Origin of the sequence: Brevundimonas sp. LjRoot202 (assembly GCF_964253355.1) — a bacterium.
Classification (GTDB): Bacteria; Pseudomonadota; Alphaproteobacteria; order Caulobacterales; family Caulobacteraceae; genus Brevundimonas.
Genome location: NZ_CAXUQW020000001.1, coordinates 45,884 through 64,010, shown reverse-complemented (window position 1 = coordinate 64,010; position 18,127 = coordinate 45,884). Strand labels below are relative to the sequence as shown.

The window sequence follows — 18,127 nt, the reverse complement described above, 5'->3', positions numbered from 1 at the left end:
CTATTCGGCGGCCACGCCAACGGCGTCGTTGGCCGTGCTCTCCTGGGCCTCCCACTCCTCGATCTTGCGGGCCGTGTACTCAGGCGACTTGGTGAAGCGCGCCAGCACGCCGTAGATCACCGGCACCACGAACAGGGTCAGCAGGGTCGCGAACATGGCCCCGGCGAAGATGACCACGCCGATGGTCTGGCGGCTCCCCGCCCCCGCTCCCTGCCACAGCACCAGCGGCAAGGCGCCGAAGGCGGTGGCGATGGAGGTCATGATGATCGGCCGCAGGCGCAGCGTCGAAGCCTCGATTATGGCGTCATGGATCGACCGGCCCTGGTCGCGCAGCTGGTTGGCGAACTCGACGATCAGGATGCCGTTCTTGGCGGCCACCCCGATCAGGATGATCAGGCCGATCTGGCTGTAGATGTTGAGACTGGAGCCGGCCATGACCAGGCCGAACAACCCGCCGGCGGCGGCCAGCGGCACCGTCAGCATGATCACCGCCGGCGTGATCCAGCTCTCGAACTGGGCCGCGAGCACCAGGAAGACCAGCAGCAGGGCGAGGCCGAACGCCCAGCCGACGGCGCTCCCGGCCTCCTGCTGGTCGCGCGCCGCGCCGCCCCACTGGATCGTGGCCACGCCCGAGGGCTGGTTGGCGGCTTCTTCGGTCAGGAAGTTCACGGCGTCGGCCAGGGTGGTCCCGGGATTCAGGTCGGCGCTCAGGGTGATGCTGCGCTGGCGGTCGAGGCGTCGGCGGTCCGGCGTGTCGCCGGAGGTCTCCGTCGTGACCACCGAGGACAGCGGCACCAGTTGGCCGCTGCCGGTGGAGACATACAGGGCCTCGAGATCACCGACCGAGCGCCGGTTCGCCAGTTCGGTCTGCAGGATGACATCGTACTCCTGACCGCCACGGATATAGGTCGTCGCCCGGCGTGACCCGAACATGGTCTGCAGGGTCCGGCCGATCTCCTGCGAGGACACGCCGAGACCCGCCGCCTTTTGCGGATCGACGTCGACCAGCAGTCGCGGGGCGTTGGGCTCGTAGTCGAGCCTGGGCCGGGAGAATCCGGGGTTCTGCTGAGCCGCCGCCATGATCGGCTGGACCCATTCGAACATGTCCTCGTACTCGGCCCCGGTCATGACCATTTCGATCGAGTTGGAGTTGCCGCCGCCGCGCTGGAAGGCGCCGGGCACGCTGACGTTGACCTGGGCGTCGGTCTGGCTGCGCAGCTTCTGGTTCAGCTCCTGGGCGATCTCGTCAGCGGACCGGTCGCGCTCCGACCAGTCCTTCAGCGTCAGGACGGCGTTGCCGGAGTTGAAGCTGCCGCCGCCGAACCCGGGCGCCGAGATCAGGTAGCTCTCGATCTCGCCGGACTCCATGTACTCGGCGAGGATCGGCTCCAGCCCCAACATGATGCGTCGCGTATAGTCGAAGCCCGCGCCCTCAGGGCCCTGGACGCGGCCCGAGATGCGGCCGCGATCCTCGGGCGGCACCAGTTCGCTGGGCAGGGTGAGGAACATGGCGCCGGCGCCCGCGGCGACCAGCACGATCAGGCCGACCACGCCACCCACCGCCGCCCGCCGGCCCAGAAGGGCGGTCAGGGAATTGCGGTAGGAATTCTTCAGTGCGTCCATGCCCCGGTCGACGCGCCGGGCCAGCCAGCCCGATCCGGAGGCCGGGCGCAGTATCTTGGACGCCAGCATCGGCGACAGGCTGAGGGCGAGGAAGGCCGAGAAGGCCACCGCCGCGGCGATGGTCGCCGCCAGTTCGACGAACAGTCGCCCGACATAGCCCGGCAGGAACAGCAGCGGCGCGAACACCGACAGCAGCACCACGGTGGTGGCGACGACAGCGAAGAACACCTGCCGCGCCCCGCGCTCGGCCGCCACCAGCGGAGGCTCGCCGTGATCGATGCGGCGCTGGATGTTCTCGGTCACCACGATGGCGTCGTCGACCACCAGGCCGATGGACAGCACCAGCGCCAGCAGGGTCAGCAGGTTCAGCGAAAAGCCCAGCGGGGCCAGGATGATGAAGGTCGACAGCAGGCAGATCGGAGCCACGATCGACGGAATGAACGCCGCCCTCAGGGTGCCGAGGAAGACGAAGTTGACGAAGGCCACCAGCGCCAGCGAGATGCCGATGGTGATCCACACCTCGTCGATGGCGTGCGAGGTGAACACCGAATTGTCCGAGCCGACGACCAACTCCGTCCCGGCCGGCAGGCTGGGCTGAACCTGCTCCAGCATGTCGCGCACGCCCTCGGAGATGGCGAGGTCGTTGGACTGGGCCTGACGCGTGATGGCGAGGCCGATCTGGTCGAGCCCGTTGCCGCGGAACAGCCGGCGCTCCTCTTCCGGCGCCTCCTCGACGCGCGCGATGTCGCCCAGCCGGGTGACGTAGGCCGTCTGGCCCTGCAGCGCTCCGCTGGTCGGGCCGGCGGCGCCGCCGCCGCCGATCGGCAGCTGGCGGAAATCCTCGGCCAGCGCGTAGTTCCGGGCCACCCGGACGGTGTAGTTCTTCTCGCCGGAATCCAGCGCGCCCGCCGGCAGTTCGACGTTCTGGCTGGTCAAGGCGGACTCGACATCCGTCACCGTCAGCCCCCGCGCGGCGAGGGCGGCGGGGTCCAGCCAAACCCGCATCGAATAGCGCTGCTCGCCGTAGATCTGCACCTGGGCCACGCCCGGGACCGTCGCCAGCCGGTCGAGCAGGTACCGGTCCGCATAGTCCGTCAGCGCCAGGCGATCCATCTCGCTGGACCGCAGGAACAGGATCATGATCGGCTGGCTGTTGGTGTCCGCCTTGGCCACCTCCGGCGGGTCGGCCTGGTCCGGCAGATTGCCGAGCACCCGCGAGATGCGGTCGCGCACGTCGTTGGCGGCGCTGTCGATGTCGCGGTCGAGGGAGAATTCTATGCGGACGCTGGAGCGGCCGTCGCGGCTGCTCGAGTTGATGCGCTCGACGCCCTGGATGCCGGCGATGCGTTGTTCGATCGGCTCGGTGATCCGGCTCTCGATCACCTCGGCCGAGGCCCCGGCGTAGGTGGTGTTGACCGAGACGATGGGCGGATCGACGTCCGGCAGTTCGCGCACCGGCAGGAAGAAGAAGGCCGCCGCCCCGATCACGCACAGGACGATGGCCGCCACCGCCGCGAAGACGGGGCGCCGGACCGAGAGGTCGGAGAGCATCATCGGGCCGCGCCCGTCCGCGCCGCCGTCGGCGCGCCCGCCACCCGCACCGGCGATCCGGGTTGAATCCGGTTAAGGCCGGTGGCGACCACGCGGTCGCCCGCGTTGAGGCCGGACAGTATCTCGACGAAGCCGTTCTCGACCGAGCCGGCGTCGACGCCGATGCGCTGAGCGGTCAGGCCGCGCTCGCCGGGCGCGATGCGGAACACATAGGCGCTGTCGCCCTCGTACTGCACCGCCGCCTCGGGCACGGCCAGGCTCTGGCGCACGCCCTGCCTGACGGCGACGCGCATCATCATGCCGGGCCGGATACGCCCGCCCGGATTGGGAATCTCGGCCCGGGCCGTGGCGGCGCGGCTCTGCTCGTTCACCCGCGTGTCGATCAGGGCGATGCGGCCGGCGAAGGACTCGCCGCCGAACGCGTCCGCCGTGGCGACGATCGGCACGCCCGATCGCAGTACCGCGAGATAGCGTTCCGGCACCGGGAAATCGACGCGGACCACGCTGATGTCGTCCAGGGTGGTGATCACCGCGCCGGGGCTGATCAGGGTGCCCGCCGTCACGGTCGACAGCCCCAGCACGCCCGCGAACGGCGCCCGGATCAGCCGGTCGCCGCGCCGCGCCTGGGCCGCGGCCAGGCCGGCCTGCGCGGCTTCGAGCGCGGTCTCGGCGTTCTCGGCGGTGACGCGCGGCGCGACGCCGCGTTCGGCCAGTTCGCGATAGCGGTCGTACTCGCGCTGGGCCTGGCCCACGCGCGAGCGCGCCTCGATGATGTCGGCGTCCTCTTCGCGCGCCTGCAGCTCGACCAGCGGCGTCCCGGCGGCGACCCGCTGCCCGTCGCTGAACAGGACGCGGGTGATCAGTTCGCTGGTCGACGAGGTGATGTTGACCGACCGGCGCCCCCGCGCGACGCCGAGGACGCGAATCTCGTCGGTGAACTCGCGGGGAGTCACGACGGCCTGCGACACGGCCTGGGCGCGGCCTCCGGCGCCGCCCGGTCCACCCCGCCCTCCGGCCTTCTCATCGCCGGCGAACGCGATACGGAGGATCACAGCGACGACCATGAGGCCGAGCAGAACGGCGGCGGCTGCGAGGAAGAAGTGGCGCTTGATCACGCGGTGACAGGCTCCGGGGAGGGACGAGCCGACTTAGCGGCTCCCGCCGTCGACGCAACTAAAGTCTCTGCAACGTTCGGTGTTTCGAAATCCGTCGCGGGGCGAGGCGGTTCTGTGGCGCGCTCTAGAACCGCCGCCAGAGGCCAATGACAGGCCCACTCGCCTGTGGAGTTTCCCGGCCCGCGATCGTCTGTCGCCAACCCGCCTGCACGCTCCAGTCGCCGAAGTCGCGCACCACCGTGGTTTCCACAGACAGCCACCGCGCTCCGCCGTCGTCCGCCTGCCCGCCGAAGGCCTGGGCCAGCACCATCCAGTCGTCCCCCAGCCGGGTCCCGGCGGTGAGGTCGACGCGAACCTCATCCGGCAGGCCTTCGCGCATCCGGCGGGCCGCCTGGACCTCGAAGAAGGTGCGGGGCGGGATCGGTCCCCACCCGGCCTCGAACGACCGGCCGGCCGACGCCCGCACCTCCCAGTCCTGTTCGCCCTGTCCGGGCAAGGCGTAGCCGGCGTTGCGGCCCTCGCCGCCGCGGGCGTAGCCGACGTAGAGGCTGAGCGCCGTCTGGTCGTCCCGCCACGCCTGCCAGGTGACGCCAAATTCGACCGGCCCCCGCCCCTCGAAGTCGACGAAGGCGTCCTCGCCCGACTGCCAGTCGCCCTTGAACTGCAGCGTCAGGCGGTCGGTGAGGCCGTACTCCGCGAAGACGCCGACGGTCGTGTCCCGCCGCTCGGCCGGCAGGTCGGCCAGCACGCCGTCGGGGTCGAACCCCCGCTCCGCCCGCATTTCATCGTACTTGAGGATGACCTGCGTCTTGCCCTTGGGCTGGGTCCAGGCCCCGGCGACGGCCGGCGTGGCGAGAACCGCCGCCGCCAACCCGATCAGCGCCCCCCCGGCGCGCGTCACACGTCGTAGCCTGGCGACCTTCGATCGAGCATTCGAAGCGCGCCCGGCCAGGCCAGGGCCGAGACGAAGCCGATTCCCTTGCCCTGTTCCCGGGTCTCGGCCTGGGCCGCCTCGGGCGCCATCAGCACATGGTCGCGCCCGCCGGAGAGCGCCGCCACCTGCTGGGCGCAGGCGCGCTCGAGGAAATACATGCCGATCCAGGCCTGGGCCGCCGTCTGACCGACCGCGAGGGTCCCGTGATTGCGCAACAGCATCAGCGGCTTGTCGCCGAGATCAGCCACCAGCCGTTCGCGTTCATCGTGGTTCAGCGCCAGCCCCTCATAGCCGTGATAGGCGATCTGGTGCTGCAGCAGACAGGCGTTCTGGCCGAGCGGCAGCAGGCCCTCCTGCTGCGCCGCCACCCCGACGCCGGCGACGGTGTGCAGGTGGATGACGAAATGGGCGTCCTCGCGCGCGGCGTGGATGGCCGAATGGATGGTGAAGCCGGCCGGATTGATGAAGCTGGTCGTCTCCTGGACGACGTTGCCCTCCAGATCGACCTTGACCAGGCACGAGGCGGTCATCTCCTCGAAATACCAGCCGTACGGATTGATGAGGAAATGATGCTCCGGCCCCGGCACGCGGGCCGAAATGTGGGTGAAGATCATGTCGTCCCAGCCGTGCAGCGCCACCAGACGGTAGAGCGCAGCCAGCTCCACCCGGACGTTCCATTCGGCTTCCGAAACGCGGGATTTCAGCGAGGCGGTCGTTCCATCGGCCATGGTTCGTATCCTTAAGGCTGTATGCCGCGGCGCACGCTCGCGCCGGGGGAGGTCGCCGTCAAGATTCAGCTTCGGTTAACCCCGTCTTAGCGGCCTGCGGCTACGCTTACACGAGCCGAATCGCCGGCGCGCCGGAGACGCCCTTGACCGTCGCTCAGTTACGCTCCTCTCCGCCGGCCTATCCGGATCTGCTGGCGCTGGCGCGCAATCCCAGCCCCGGCTCGCGCGAACGTCTGCTGCTCGGCGTCGTGGCCTTGTGCGACGCCCGGCCGCCCTCGGGCGAACTGTCGCCGGTGCTGGGCGAAATCTTCCTGACCCTGGCGCGGCAGGCCGAGCGTGATGTGCGCAAGATCCTTTCCGAGCGTCTGGCCCGGGCCGACTGGGCGCCGCCCGCGCTGATCAACCTCCTCGCCCTGGACGAGATCGAAATCGCCCGCCCCGTCCTCGCGGCCAGCCCCGTCCTGCAGGACGACGATCTTCTGCGCGTATTGGTCGAGGCGACCCTCGAGCACCAGATTGAGGTCGCCCGCAGACCCCACCTGGGCGGCCGTGTCGCCGACGCCATCATTGAGCGCGGCGAGCCCGCGACCCTGACCGCCCTCGCCTTTAACCGCACCGCCGAGATCAGTCTGGACGGCATTCGGCGGATGGTCGAACAGTCGCGCCGGATCGCCGCCCTCCGCGGCCCGCTGACGCGCCACCCCCGGCTCACCGAACAACTGGCCGAGCAGATGTACCAGTGGGTCGGCGCGGCCTTGCGGCAATCCATCTGCGCCCGCTTCCAGATCGACGAGGGCAGGCTGGCTCCGCTGATCGACCAGTCCGTCTATGACGCCCGTTCGGGAACCATGACGCCCGTACCGGCCGACGACCCGGACCGTGACGAGATGGAGCGGCGGCTCGTCGCCAAGCTCCAGTCCGCCGGCCAGCTACGCGCGGGCTATCTGATTCGGGCGGCGCGGGAGCGCCGGCTGGGCCTGTTCGTACACGCCCTCGCCACTCTCGGCGGGTTCAGCGTCGCCCAGGTGCGCGAGGCTCTGGCGGCCAACAGCCCGGAAGCCTTGTTCTACGCCTGCGCCTCGGTCGGCGTCGACCGGGCGGTGTTTCCGGCCCTGCTGGCCGAAATCCGCCTGCTCAACGAAGGCGTCCCCGGTGATGTGGGGGACCGGATCTGGCTGCGGGGCGCCATCTCGGCCGCCTCGGCGGCGCGCTCGTTCCGGGCGCTGGTCAAGGGCTGAGCACGGCCCGTTTGACTTCGCCTTCCCGCTCGGCTTGCGTAGGCGCGTGACCCAGCCCGAGCTTCGCATCGCCTTCGCCGCCTCTGACCGCCCCGAGGCGGCGGCGGCGCGCGACCGCCTGGTCGACCTGTACGGCTCCGCGGATCCCGCCACGGCGGACGTCATCGTCGCGCTCGGCGGCGATGGATTCATGCTCGAGACGCTGCACGCCAACCTGCAGCGGCGCACGCCCGTGTTCGGCATGAACCGCGGCTCCGTCGGCTTTCTGATGAACGACTACACGGAGGAGGGCCTGCCGGAGCGGCTGGCCACCGCCGGGCGGGCCGTCATCCACCCCCTGCAGATGGATGCTTGGACCGAGGCCGGCCCGGTGCAGAGCGGCCTCGCCATCAATGAGGTGTCGCTGCTGCGGCAGACGCGGCAGAGCGCCAAGCTGCGCATCACCGTCGACGACAAGGTCCGGCTGGAGGAACTCTCCTGCGACGGCTGCATGGTGGCCACGGCGGCGGGGTCGACGGCCTACAATCTGTCGGCGCATGGGCCGATCATTCCGCTGGACGCCCGCGTGCTGGCTCTGACGCCGATCAGCGCCTTCCGCCCACGCCGCTGGCGCGGCGCCCTGCTGCCGCACACCGCCAGGGTCTGTTTCGAGATTCTGGAGCCGGACAAGCGCCCGGTCAGCGCCACGGCCGACAGCTTCGAGGTTCGCCGGGTCGCCCGCGTCGAGGTCTTGGAGCGCCGCGACATCGCCCTGACCATGTTGTTCGACGCCGGCCGCTCGTTCGAGGAGCGCGTGTTGGCGGAGCAGTTCGCCTCTTGATGGCGTGCACCGGTTCTTAAGTGTGCCCTGCCACCATGGGGCAGGTTCGTCTTCAGGAGCTCGCCCGTGAGCAATTCCGCCCAGGTCATTCGTCCGCCCAACACCCTCCGGCTCAAGGTCGGCGGCGCCTTCGGCGGTATCGACGCGAGTGCGATCGCCAAGGCCGAAGAAGCCCTGAAGGCGATGTCCTCCCAATTCGGTCAATGGCTGCAGGACGAGATCGTCAAGCTCGACAAGGCCCAGGCCGACATCCGCACCCAAGGCTACAACGCCCAGACCGCCGAGGCCCTGTATTTCCGCGCCCATGACCTAAAGGGGCTGGGCGCGACCTATCAGTATCCGCTGGTCACCCGGCTGGCCGGATCGCTGTGCAAGATGATGGACGACCCGGCCAAGCGGATGGCGGCGCCGCGGGTGCTGATCGACGCCCATATCGACGCCATCAAGGCCGTGGTGCGGGACCAGATCCAGACCGACGACCACCCCATTGGCCGGGCGCTGGCCGAGAGCCTCGAGGCGGGCGTCGCCGACCACCTGGGCTGACCGACAGGCGCAGCCGCCCGAAGCGCCCGCCGATCGGCGGGCGTTTTCAATTGGATCAGGCGGCCGCGCCGACCACCGCCCGGGCCGGCGCCGGTTCCTGGTCCAGCCGCTCCATCAGATAGGCCAGATCCTCGCGCGGGGCGTTCGGACGCTGGGTCAGGAAGCGTTGCAGCATCTGCTGGCGGAAATTGTCCGCCGCGGTGTCGGCGCCCTCGGCCTGGAGCGCCCGCCAGGTGTCCACGCCGGCCCGGAAGGCCTGGAACAGCCGGGGCGGCAGGCCGGCCCGGTCGTAGATCGCCTTCAGCCCCAGCGTGCCCGCGTCATGGATCATCAGCCAGGCGCGTGAATGGGGCGTCCCGGCCAGCTCGGCCAAACCGTATTCGAACAGCGCCATCTGCCCTCGCGCCAACGCCCGCAGCAACAGCGACCCGGTCAGGGCGCGGCGGGCGTTGAGACCAGCCGTGAAGGCGGCCAGGTCGGCGTGGCTCGACGCCTCGTCAACCAGATCGACCGTCGCCCGCTCACGGGCGAAGGTGGCGAGGCGGATGGCGGTTTCCGGAGCCACGGCGTGACGGGTGACCAGATGCTCCCGCACGGCCTCCGAGGCCAGTTCGACCAGCCGCTCCGTCACCGACAGCGGCAGGACCTGACGATAGGCGATCGCCGCCACGATCTCGGGCGAGGCGCCGAACCGGTCCACGCACCGGCCCAGCGCGGCCTCGGCGATGTCCGCATTGTCATTGGCCGAGAGCGTGCGAACAGCCTGTTCACAGCCCGTCTCGGCCACAGCCGCGGCCACGTCGCGCCCGACCACGGGACGGCCGGCGACCGCGACCTGGCGCAGGGCGGACCCCGCGTGGACGATCTCGATCAGGTCTTCATCGGTGAAGGCCGGCGAAAAACTGATCAGCGGCAGGGCCACGCTGTCGACATCGGCCGCCAGCCGCCGGGCGACGTCGCGCGGAATCAGGTCCGACGACTTCAGCGTCACGGCCATGGCCCGGCGCACCAGTTCGGCGGCGTCGTGGGCCAGCATGCGCAGGATCTTCTCCGCCGCCTCCCGCTCCTCCCCCGTCAGCGCCACCTTCTCCATGTTGCGGCACAGTTTGTGGGCGGCGGCGGCGCGCTCGTCATCGTCCGTAGCCTTGATCAGGCGGCGGATGTCGGTTTCGGTGAGGCGGGCGCGGTAGGCGGTCATGGTCGGCGCTCTGGATCAAGCTTTGCCGTTCAGCTTTGAACGGTCATCCCTAACGGGCCGTTTACCATCGCCGGATTCGCGGTCAGACGCTCGAACTGCCTTCGGGTGCGAAGGCGCCGCCGAAGCCGCCGTCTTTTCCGTCACCGTCCTGTCCCAGCAGCAAGGCCAGCAGGCTCTGGTCCTGCTTCAGCCGGTCCAGCCGCGCGGCCAGCATCTGGTCGCGCTCCGAAAGGGCGGGAATTTTCTCGGCCGGTGAGCCGGCCGACGCCGCCGGCGCGCCCTCGCCCGCGCTGCGCTGCAGGTTGGCATGGACCTCCGCGACCGTGGCGGGGCGGCCGTCGCGGTAGAAGATCGAGCGGTTGGCGGACGCGGCTTCCGGAAAGATCGAGGCCGCGCTCAGGCCCGGCCGTCGGTCCATGGCTTCCATCAGCTTGGCGGCGCCGGCGGGACCGAGGAAGTGGGCCGCATACAGGTCGCCCGCGCCCGGCTCGCGTCCGGTCCGGCCCCGGAGATAGGCGGCGTTGGAGGCGGTCAGCTCGGCCGCCATGGTCGAGGCCGCCTGAGGGTCGAAACGCAGGTCCAGAACCACGTTCCGCGCCGAACCGTCGACCCGCCAGCGCCCGTCGGAGCCCCGGTGGATGAGGTCCGCGTACTGGCCGTAGCCGTGCTTGGCTCCATGGGCCTTCACCGTGCCCAGCCAGGTCTGCTCGATGAACTGGAACAGCCCGGCCGCCGACGAGGTCCGCGCCCGCGCCGCCGGGTTCATCGCGCTCTCGCGCCGCGCCGTCTTGATCAAAAAGTCCGCGTCCACGCCAGTGGCGCTCGAGGCGCGCCGGATGGCCGCCTCGACTCCTCCAGACGATGGAATCGGTCCGATACTCATGCGTATGACGCTGCGGGGCCGTGGTTAATCAAATCCTAATAACGCCTTTGCCGTCCACAGAACCTTAACCCTTGCCTTAACGAACCTCGGTCCGTGTCGGTTTCATGGCGCCGCTCGCCCCAAACTCGCCCAAACGGGAGCGCGAAACTTGGCCGTGGGACGCTGCGGGGGCGGCTAAGGCAGGGATGAACGGTCATGATGATCAGAACCGCGGGCAGCCCAGGACTGGTGAGCCCTTTCGACTACAACGAGCGCAAGACGCCGCGTTTCTCCCGAACGACCTGGATCGCGCTGGCGGTCGTCGCCACAGGCCATGTCGGGCTGGGAGCGGCCCTCTATCACCAGCGGTTCGAGATGGAGCCGCCGGCAATCGAGGAGCCGCCCGTCACGGTTGTTGAGCTGATCCCCCTGCCCAAGCCAAAACCGCCGGAACCGGTCCCGGCTCCGGAACAGCCGGCGCCGCCGAACACCCGGACCAACGATTTGCCCACCCGGCCGACGACACCGGACAGCGTGCCCGTGACGCAGGGCGAGACCGTGGCTGAAGGCTCAACCATCACGGTCATCGATACGGTCCGGGAACCGGTCAAGGACGCGCCGCCGGTCCGCGCCACGCCGCAGCCTCCCTCCGTGATCACCAATCCGCGCTGGGAGCGCCAGCCGTCGGCCGAGCAGCTGATGCGGGCCTACCCCAATCGGGCTCTGGAGGCCGGAATGGGAGGACGGGCGTCGCTGAACTGTCTGGTCCAGCCCAATGGCCGGGTCGCCGACTGCAATCTGACCAGTGAAACGCCGGGCGGCTACGGCTTCGGACGGGCGGCGCAGGGGCTGACGCGGCATTTCCAGATCAGCCCACGCACCGTCGACGGCGCGGCCGTGGGGTCGCGGGTGAACATCGCCATCCGGTTCAATCCGCCGCCGGCGAACTGAACCTGAGCGGGTCGAGGGCGGCGGCGTCGGGCGGCGGCTGCCGACCCTCGACGCCGTCGGCCACGATCGCGGCGATCAGCGGGCCCAGCAGCCAGCCGTTGCGGCGCGGCGCGAGGGCGAGGTGCAGGCCGGGCTCGCCGGACGGACCAGCGAGCGGCAGGCCATCGGGGACGGCGCCGCGGATGCCGACGCGGGTCTGCCCCGCCTCGCCCGGCAGACCCAGCAGCGCCAGGCCCGCCTCCGTCCGCGCCCGCGCCTCTTCGGGGTCGGGCTCGAGGTCGCGGCGGCCCGGCTCCATGGTCGCGCCGATCACAGCGCCGCCGGCCGTCGGGGCGACATAGAGGCCGGGGGCCCGCACGACGCGGCGGGGCGGATCGACGGTGATCTGGGTCAGCTGGCCGCGGATCGGCTGGATCGAGTCCACGAGCGCCGCGATCCGGTCGGGCAGACCGGAAATGGCCGCGGCCGCGCCGGTGGCGAGCACGACCGTCGGCGCGAACCAGGTGCGGCCGTCATCGGCCTCGACCCGCCAGCGGCGGGCGTCGCCGATCAGGCGCGTGACCCGGCCCCGAACCGGCGTGACGCCGGCGGTTCGCACGAGCGACGCCAGCACCGTAGCGGGTTCGATGCGCCAGTCGTCAGCAGTGGTCAGACCCGCTCTGGTCACCCTGGCCTCGAAGCCGAGAGCCTGCAGCCGGGCCACGGCGGCGGCGGCGTCCGGTCCGCGCCACTCCGCGCCCTCGCGGTGCAGGGTCAGGCCATGCGCTTCGGCGAAGGCGGGCCACAGATCGCGGGCTCGCTTCAGAAGCGCGGCGCGATCGGGTGGCAGGTCGTCGAGCAGGGATTCCAGCGCCGGGGCGAGCATGCCGGCGGCGATCGAGGAGGCGTTGACGCCGCCGGGATCGACCACGGTCACGGCATGGCCCCGCCCCGCCAGTTCGGCGGCGCTGCACAGGCCGAGCACGCCGGCGCCGATGACGATCACATCCGGGGAAGAGGTCACGGGCGATCAGATCGACCGCCCGCGGCCGGAATGCAAGCTTACTCCGCGGCGATGGCGGCGGCGCGGCTCTGTTCGATGCGGGCCGTCAGGGCCGCGTGCTGGCTCCACAGGGCCTGCGGCAGGCGGTCGCCGAACTTCTCGTAGAAGCCGGGGATCAGCGCGGCCTCCTCGGCCCAGACGTCGGGATCGACGTCAAGCAGGGTCGACAGGTCGGCGTCGGACAGGCTGAGGCCCGACAGGTCCAGCGACTCGCGGGTCGGAACCCGGCCGACCGGCGTGTCGACCGCTTCGGCCTCGCCATCGAGCCGTTCGGCGATCCACTTGAGGACGCGGGCGTTGTCGCCGAAGCCCGGCCAGACGAACTTGCCTTCGTCGTTCTTGCGGAACCAGTTGACGAAGTAGAGCCGCGGCAGCCTCGAGGCGGCCGTGCGGTCCTTCATCGACAGCCAGTGGGCGAAATAATCGCCCATGTTGTAGCCGCAGAAGGGCAGCATGGCGAAGGGATCGCGGCGCAGCTCGCCGACCTTGTTCTCGGCGGCGGCGGTGCCTTCCGAGGCGACCGACGAGCCCATGAACACGCCGTGGTCCCAGTCATAGGCCTCGGTGACCAGCGGCACCGCCGAGGCGCGGCGGCCGCCGAACAGGATGGCGGAGATCGGCACGCCCTTGGGGTCTTCCCATTCCGGCGCGATGATCGGGCATTGCGAGGCCGGGGCGGCGAAGCGCGAATTGGGGTGGGCGGCCGGCTCGCCCGAGGCGGGGTCGTGCGGCCGGCCCTTCCAGTTGGTCAGACCCTCGGGCGCTTCCTTGGTCAGGCCTTCCCACCAGACGTCGCCGTCGGCGGTCAGGGCGGTGTTGGTGAAGACGGTGTTGCTGGCCATCGTCGCCAGGGCGTTGCCGTTGGTGTTGCGGCTGGTGCCCGGCGCGACGCCGAAGAAGCCGGCCTCGGGGTTCACCGCGTAGAGGCGGCCGTCGTCGCCGATGCGCATCCAGGCGATGTCGTCGCCGATGGTCTCGGCCTTCCAGCCCGGCAGCGTCGGCTGGAGCATGGCGAGGTTGGTCTTGCCGCAGGCCGAGGGGAAGGCGGCGGCGACGTATTTGGCGCGGCCCTTCGGGTCGGTCAGCTTGAGGATCAGCATGTGCTCGGCCAGCCAGCCCTCGTCGCGGGCCATGACCGAGGCGATGCGCAGGGCGTAGCATTTCTTGCCCAACAGGGCGTTGCCGCCGTAGCCCGAGCCGTAGGACCAGATCTCGCGGCTCTCGGGGAAGTGGACGATCCACTTCTCGTCGTTGCAGGGCCAGGGCACGTCGGCCTGGCCGTCGGCGAGCGGGGCGCCCAGGGTGTGGACGGCGGGGACGAAGACGCCGTCGTCGCCGAGCACGTCCAGCGCCGGTTTGCCCATGCGGGTCATGATGCCCATCGACACGGCGACGTAGCCGCTGTCGGTGATCTCGACGCCGAGGGCGCTGATCTTCGAGCCGAGCGGCCCCATCGAGAACGGCACGACATACATGGTGCGGCCGGCCATGCAGCCGTCGAACAGGCCGTTCAGGCGGGCGCGCATCTCGGCCGGATCGGCCCAGTTGTTGGTGGGGCCTGCGTCGATCTCCTTCTCGGGGCAGATGAAGGTGCGGCTCTCAACGCGGGCGACGTCCTTGGGATCGGAAGCGGCGTAGTAGCAGCCGGGGCGCTTCGTCTGATCCAGTTCCTTCAGCGTGCCCCGGGCGATAAGGTCGGCGGCGATGGCCTTCTTTTCGGCCTCGGAGCCGTCGCACCAGTGGACGCGGGCGGGCTTCGTCAGGGCGGCGATCTGCTCGACCCAGGCGACGAGGCCGGCGTGGCTGGTCGGGGCCGGGTGAAGGCCGGGGATGGCGGATGCGGTCACGCGAACTCTCCTGAACGTCTGCCCGGCGATCTGACGCCGCCGTGGCGCTCCCTTGCGTGAGATCACGCAATGTTTCAGCCGGAATGGCATTGAAGCGGACGCGAGGTCAACCGCTGCAAGTTTCAACCTCCCGCGAGCGACGGGCGTCGTCTCGCCTGCATAATTCCGGTCGCCGCGGGCGGCGTCGCGGGGTATCGGGACCGCCATGCAGACCATGGATCCGATCGGGGCGACCCCGGGAAGCGCCCTCGCCTCGCCCGCCGCGGCGCGAAACCGGGAGCCGATCCTGCAGGTGCTGAAGGCGCACCTGCCGGCGCGGGGGCGGGTGCTGGAGATCGCCGCCGGATCGGGCGAGCACGCCGTGGCCTTCGCCGGGGCCTTGCCGGGGCTGGAGTGGACGCCGAGCGATCCGTCCGCGGAAGCGCGGGCCAGTATCGCCGCCTGGGCCGGGGCCGCCGGCCTGGCCAATCTGCGCGACCCGCTGGCGCTGGACATGCTGGACGAGGCGACGTGGGCTCAAGGGCCGTTCGGGGCGGTGGTGTGCATCAACATGATCCACATCAGCCCATGGGCCGCGACGGAGGGGCTGATGCGGCTGGCGGGCCGGCTGCTGCCGGTCGGCGGACTGCTAGCGACCTATGGGCCGTATCGCGAGGCGGAGGTCCCGCTGGCCCCGTCGAACGCGGCCTTCGACGAGAGCCTGAAAGACCGCAATCCCGCCTGGGGGCTGCGCGACCGCGACGAAGTGGCGGCGGCGGCGAAGGCCGAAGGGCTGGCGCTGACGCGGCGGGTGGAGATGCCGGCCAATAATCTGATGCTGCTGTTCCGGCGGGTGCGATGAGCCTTTCCAGGATCTATGACGGCGCGGAGCCGGTGCGGCTGAACAAGTTCATGGGCCAATCCGGAATCTGTTCGCGGCGCGAAGCCGACGCCCTGATCGCCGAGGGGCTGGTTTCGGTCGACGGCGAGGTGGTCATCGACGCGGGCCGCAAGCTGGCGCCGGGGCAGACCCTGACCCTGAACGAGCGGGCCACGGCGGCGCTGGCCGAGGGCGTGACCATCGTGATGCACAAGCCGATGGGCTATGTCTCGGGCCAGCCGGAGCCGGGCAAGGTTCCGGCGGTGCGCCTGCTGACCGAGGCCAATCGCGTCGGCGCAGGGGCGGTCCCGGCGGCGGACGCCTCCCTGCCCCCGATCGGGCGGCTGGACGAGGATTCGCGCGGGCTGCTGCTGCTGTCGTCCGACGGGGTGGTGGCCAAGGCGGTGATCGGGCCGGAGTCGGACCTCGACAAGGAATACCTGGTCCGGGTGACGGGCGACATCACCGAGAAGAAGCTGAAGATCCTGCGCCACGGCCTGATGCTGGACGGACGTCAGCTGCGACCCGCGTACGTGAGCCGGATGGAGTCCTTCCGGCTCAAATTCATCCTGCGCGAGGGCCGCAACCGGCAGATCCGGCGGATGTGCGAGATGGTCGATCTGGAGGTCGTCGACCTGATCCGGGTGCGCATCGGGCCGCTGAAGCTGGACAATCTGCCGGAGGGCAAATGGCGGATGCTGACGGCGGAGGAACGGGCGGCGCTGGTCGGCTGAGTCCGGCCGCCCCGGGTGACCGGGTTGGCAGGGTTCCTTACTGAAAAATCGCGGCCGGCCATTCTGAACATTCGCGCCCATGCCGTGAGCGGGGGGAGCGTCCCGCCTGGACGGCGCGACGGCGGGGTTCGGTGCTGTCAAAGACCAGGCCCGGCGGGCATTCAGCCATTATGCACGGCCGTGCGTCAAAGGCGGACGCAGGCCCCGGCGTGGGCCGCCCGACCATGACCGGGAGTGTCGGAATGACCCGCGAAGTGTCGGGATGACAGGGTACGGGATGACAGGGTTTTTGGGGCGCAGGACCGTCAGGCCGGCACATAGGTGAGTTCGATGGCCTCGCCGCCGATCCGACGGTGCGTGACGAGGCGGAGCGGCGGTCGGGGGCCGGCGAAGAACGGATCGCCACCCCCCAGCACGACGGGATGGAGGCAGAGACGGTACTCATCGATCAGGCCGGTCAGGGCGTGCGCCAGCACCGGCCCGCCAACATAGAGCTCGCCCTCGAGCTCCTGCTTCAGACGTTGGACCGTCCCCTCCGCGTCGTCCGCGACAAGCGTGGCGTTGGGACCGACCGAGGTCAGCGTGCGCGAAACGACCCATTTGGGTTCGGCGCGCCACGCCGCCGCGAACTCCCGAAGGTCCGGGGTCCAGTCAGGATCGTCCTGCTCCCAGTAGCGCATGATCTCGTAAAGGCGGCGGCCGTACACGCTGCCGGCCGAACCGCCCACCTGCTCGATGAAGTGGCGGAAGAGCACGGCGTCCGGCCCGAATTTGTCGTAATCGACGTAGCCGTCGAGCGATACGTTCATTCCAAAGACGAGCCGCGCCATGCCGCAATCTCCAGTCCCGCGCTTGTGACGGTGTGACCTAACCCGCGACCAGTTCCGGCCGAGCCGCTTCCGCCGCGCGGAACGGCTTCAGCTGGTCCGCCAGGGCGCGCTGGAAGGCGGGGCGGGCCTCGGCGCGGGCGACGTAGTCGGCGAGGGCGGGGTAGCCGGCGAGGATGTCGGTGTGGCGCAGGTCGCGCAGCACGTGGGTCATCAGGATGTCGGCGGCGCTGAAGCGGTCGCCGGCGAACCATTTGCGGTCGCCGAGCGCCGTCTGGAGGTCGGCCAGCCGGGTGCGCAGCTGCGCCTCGACCTGCGGCCGGCGCTCCGTCGTCCAGGCCTCGCCCGCATGGAAGATGTCGATGCCGGCCAGCTGGCCGACGTACGGCTCGATGCTGTTCATGGCGGCGAACAGCCAGGTCATGACCATGGCCCGGCCGCACTCGTCGGCGGGCATCAGGGCGTCAGAATGCTGGGCGATCCACAGGACGATGGCGCCGCTCTCGAACATCTCGACCTTGCCGTCGCGATAGGCCGGCACCTGGCCGAACGGCTGCAGGGCGCGATACTCCGGGGCCAGCCGGTCCTCGTGTGCGATCAGGTGGTCGTCGTAGCCGAGGCCCGCCTCCTCCAGAGCCCAGCGGACGCGGATGTCGCGCACCGAGCCCTGGGCGAAGGGCGGCACCCATTTGAAGGCGGTGACCTGGATCATGGGAGGCTCCTGTGAAGCGTTTCCGGCGCGCCTTGCGACGGCGCATCCTGTTGACAGATGAGTTGATATCAACCTACTTAAGGTGATGTCAACCGCCGCCGTTCCCTACGGGACTACCGTCCACGTCCGTGATCACTGTCTGTGCCTGCACACCCAGCGGGCGGCGCGGACCCTGTCTCGCCGCTTCGACGAGGCCTTCCGTCCGCTGGGGCTGACCAGCGGACAATTCTCGCTGCTGATGTCGCTGAACCGGCCGGAGCCGCCGACCATCGGGCAGGTCGCCGAGGTGCTGGCCATGGACCGGTCGACCGTGACGGCCAACCTCAAGCCGCTGGAGCGGATGGGCGCTGTGACAGTGACGGTCGACGCGAAGGACCGGCGCGGTCGGCGGGCGGCGCTGACCGAGGCCGGGCAGGGCCTGCTGGCGCGGGCGACGCCGGTGTGGGTCGAGGAGCACGCCGCTGTGGAGGCGGAGCTGAACGGCGGGGCGGACGCGTTGCGCAAGGGGCTGCGCGGGGTCGGCTGACCAGCGGAACGAACGGG

Annotated in this window: 17 protein-coding genes; 7 read left to right on the top strand and 10 right to left on the bottom strand. The window is 70.3% G+C overall.

Going from position 1 to position 18,127, the window contains the following annotated elements:
• The 4 genes from ACSQ1L_RS00400 to ACSQ1L_RS00385 form a co-directional block, all read right to left on the bottom strand.
• On the bottom strand, positions 1-3,174 hold the full coding sequence (locus ACSQ1L_RS00400; protein ID WP_435992473.1) for an efflux RND transporter permease subunit: 3,174 nt from the start codon (positions 3,172-3,174) through the stop codon (positions 1-3).
• The gene (locus tag ACSQ1L_RS00395; protein WP_435990851.1) at positions 3,174-4,289 is read right to left on the bottom strand and encodes an efflux RND transporter periplasmic adaptor subunit; all 1,116 of its coding nucleotides are present in this window, start codon (positions 4,287-4,289) and stop codon (positions 3,174-3,176) included. Before ACSQ1L_RS00395 ends, ACSQ1L_RS00400 begins: the two co-directional genes overlap by 1 nt.
• A 124-nt stretch (positions 4,290-4,413) precedes the next feature.
• Entirely contained in the window at positions 4,414-5,190 is a 777-nt protein-coding gene (locus tag ACSQ1L_RS00390) for a hypothetical protein (protein ID WP_435990849.1), read from the bottom strand.
• Positions 5,187-5,951, bottom strand: coding sequence for a class II aldolase/adducin family protein (locus tag ACSQ1L_RS00385; RefSeq protein ID WP_435990847.1), 765 nt, complete (start codon positions 5,949-5,951; stop codon positions 5,187-5,189). The genes ACSQ1L_RS00390 and ACSQ1L_RS00385 overlap by 4 nt, the downstream gene beginning before the upstream one ends.
• Positions 5,952-6,094: 143 nt before the next feature.
• Between ACSQ1L_RS00385 and ACSQ1L_RS00380 the strand changes: the two genes are divergently transcribed.
• The 3 genes from ACSQ1L_RS00380 (at position 6,095) to ACSQ1L_RS00370 (ending at position 8,552) form a co-directional block, all read left to right on the top strand.
• Positions 6,095-7,189, top strand: a complete 1,095-nt coding sequence (locus ACSQ1L_RS00380) for a DUF2336 domain-containing protein (RefSeq protein WP_435990846.1) — start codon at positions 6,095-6,097, stop codon at positions 7,187-7,189.
• Between the two features lie 46 nt (positions 7,190-7,235).
• On the top strand, positions 7,236-8,009 hold the full coding sequence (locus ACSQ1L_RS00375; protein WP_435990844.1) for an NAD kinase: 774 nt from the start codon (positions 7,236-7,238) through the stop codon (positions 8,007-8,009).
• Between the two features lie 66 nt (positions 8,010-8,075).
• A complete protein-coding gene (locus ACSQ1L_RS00370; RefSeq protein WP_435990842.1) occupies positions 8,076-8,552 on the top strand; it encodes an Hpt domain-containing protein in 477 nt (158 codons plus the stop codon).
• 55 nt (positions 8,553-8,607) lie between these two features.
• Here the strand turns inward: ACSQ1L_RS00370 and ACSQ1L_RS00365 are convergent, their stop codons facing one another.
• Together ACSQ1L_RS00365 and ACSQ1L_RS00360 are read right to left on the bottom strand one after the other, a co-directional pair.
• Positions 8,608-9,750 (bottom strand): DUF2336 domain-containing protein, encoded by a 1,143-nt coding sequence (locus ACSQ1L_RS00365; RefSeq protein ID WP_435990840.1) that lies wholly within the window; start codon positions 9,748-9,750, stop codon positions 8,608-8,610.
• A gap of 82 nt (positions 9,751-9,832) precedes the next feature.
• A complete protein-coding gene (locus ACSQ1L_RS00360) occupies positions 9,833-10,633 on the bottom strand; it encodes a transglycosylase SLT domain-containing protein (protein ID WP_435990838.1) in 801 nt (266 codons plus the stop codon).
• A gap of 195 nt (positions 10,634-10,828) precedes the next feature.
• On the opposite strand from ACSQ1L_RS00360, the gene ACSQ1L_RS00355 reads away from it, so the two are divergent.
• Entirely contained in the window at positions 10,829-11,563 is a 735-nt protein-coding gene (locus ACSQ1L_RS00355; protein ID WP_435990836.1) for a TonB family protein, read from the top strand.
• Here the strand turns inward: ACSQ1L_RS00355 and ACSQ1L_RS00350 are convergent.
• Together ACSQ1L_RS00350 and ACSQ1L_RS00345 are read right to left on the bottom strand one after the other, a co-directional pair.
• Positions 11,541-12,566, bottom strand: a complete 1,026-nt coding sequence (locus ACSQ1L_RS00350) for an NAD(P)/FAD-dependent oxidoreductase (RefSeq protein WP_435990834.1) — start codon at positions 12,564-12,566, stop codon at positions 11,541-11,543. The genes ACSQ1L_RS00355 and ACSQ1L_RS00350 overlap by 23 nt on opposite strands.
• A 38-nt stretch (positions 12,567-12,604) precedes the next feature.
• A complete protein-coding gene (locus tag ACSQ1L_RS00345; RefSeq protein WP_435990832.1) occupies positions 12,605-14,452 on the bottom strand; it encodes a phosphoenolpyruvate carboxykinase (GTP) in 1,848 nt (615 codons plus the stop codon).
• 205 nt (positions 14,453-14,657) lie between these two features.
• Between ACSQ1L_RS00345 and ACSQ1L_RS00340 the strand changes: the two genes are divergently transcribed.
• A complete protein-coding gene (locus tag ACSQ1L_RS00340) occupies positions 14,658-15,293 on the top strand; it encodes a DUF938 domain-containing protein (RefSeq protein WP_435990830.1) in 636 nt (211 codons plus the stop codon).
• Positions 15,290-16,045, top strand: coding sequence for a pseudouridine synthase (locus ACSQ1L_RS00335; RefSeq protein WP_435990828.1), 756 nt, complete (start codon positions 15,290-15,292; stop codon positions 16,043-16,045). The genes ACSQ1L_RS00340 and ACSQ1L_RS00335 overlap by 4 nt, the downstream gene beginning before the upstream one ends.
• Positions 16,046-16,350: 305 nt before the next feature.
• On the opposite strand, the gene ACSQ1L_RS00330 is transcribed toward ACSQ1L_RS00335, so the two are convergent.
• Positions 16,351-16,875 carry a dihydrofolate reductase family protein gene (locus tag ACSQ1L_RS00330; RefSeq protein ID WP_435990826.1) on the bottom strand — a complete coding sequence of 175 codons (525 nt, stop codon included), beginning with the start codon at positions 16,873-16,875 and terminating at the stop codon, positions 16,351-16,353.
• Between the two features lie 37 nt (positions 16,876-16,912).
• Positions 16,913-17,584: a glutathione S-transferase family protein gene (locus tag ACSQ1L_RS00325; RefSeq protein WP_435990824.1), complete on the bottom strand. Its 672-nt coding sequence runs from the start codon at positions 17,582-17,584 to the stop codon at positions 16,913-16,915.
• Between the two features lie 85 nt (positions 17,585-17,669).
• Between ACSQ1L_RS00325 and ACSQ1L_RS00320 the strand changes: the two genes are divergently transcribed.
• Positions 17,670-18,110: a MarR family winged helix-turn-helix transcriptional regulator gene (locus ACSQ1L_RS00320; protein ID WP_435990822.1), complete on the top strand. Its 441-nt coding sequence runs from the start codon at positions 17,670-17,672 to the stop codon at positions 18,108-18,110.
• Positions 18,111-18,127 lie beyond the last annotated feature (17 nt).

What these genes read in the sequence shown, in the direction of transcription:
- ACSQ1L_RS00400 (WP_435992473.1), bottom strand. Translation starts at nt 3,174, where the DNA reads ATGCTCTCCGACCTCTCGGTCCGGCGCCCCGTCTTCGCGGCGGTGGCG.
- ACSQ1L_RS00325 (WP_435990824.1), bottom strand. Translation starts at nt 17,584, where the DNA reads ATGATCCAGGTCACCGCCTTCAAATGGGTGCCGCCCTTCGCCCAGGGC.
- ACSQ1L_RS00340 (WP_435990830.1), top strand. Translation starts at nt 14,658, where the DNA reads ATGCAGACCATGGATCCGATCGGGGCGACCCCGGGAAGCGCCCTCGCC.
- ACSQ1L_RS00385 (WP_435990847.1), bottom strand. Translation starts at nt 5,951, where the DNA reads ATGGCCGATGGAACGACCGCCTCGCTGAAATCCCGCGTTTCGGAAGCC.
- ACSQ1L_RS00365 (WP_435990840.1), bottom strand. Translation starts at nt 9,750, where the DNA reads ATGACCGCCTACCGCGCCCGCCTCACCGAAACCGACATCCGCCGCCTG.
- ACSQ1L_RS00355 (WP_435990836.1), top strand. Translation starts at nt 10,829, where the DNA reads ATGATGATCAGAACCGCGGGCAGCCCAGGACTGGTGAGCCCTTTCGAC.
- ACSQ1L_RS00330 (WP_435990826.1), bottom strand. Translation starts at nt 16,875, where the DNA reads ATGGCGCGGCTCGTCTTTGGAATGAACGTATCGCTCGACGGCTACGTC.
- ACSQ1L_RS00335 (WP_435990828.1), top strand. Translation starts at nt 15,290, where the DNA reads ATGAGCCTTTCCAGGATCTATGACGGCGCGGAGCCGGTGCGGCTGAAC.
- ACSQ1L_RS00360 (WP_435990838.1), bottom strand. Translation starts at nt 10,633, where the DNA reads ATGAGTATCGGACCGATTCCATCGTCTGGAGGAGTCGAGGCGGCCATC.
- ACSQ1L_RS00320 (WP_435990822.1), top strand. Translation starts at nt 17,670, where the DNA reads ATGTCAACCGCCGCCGTTCCCTACGGGACTACCGTCCACGTCCGTGAT.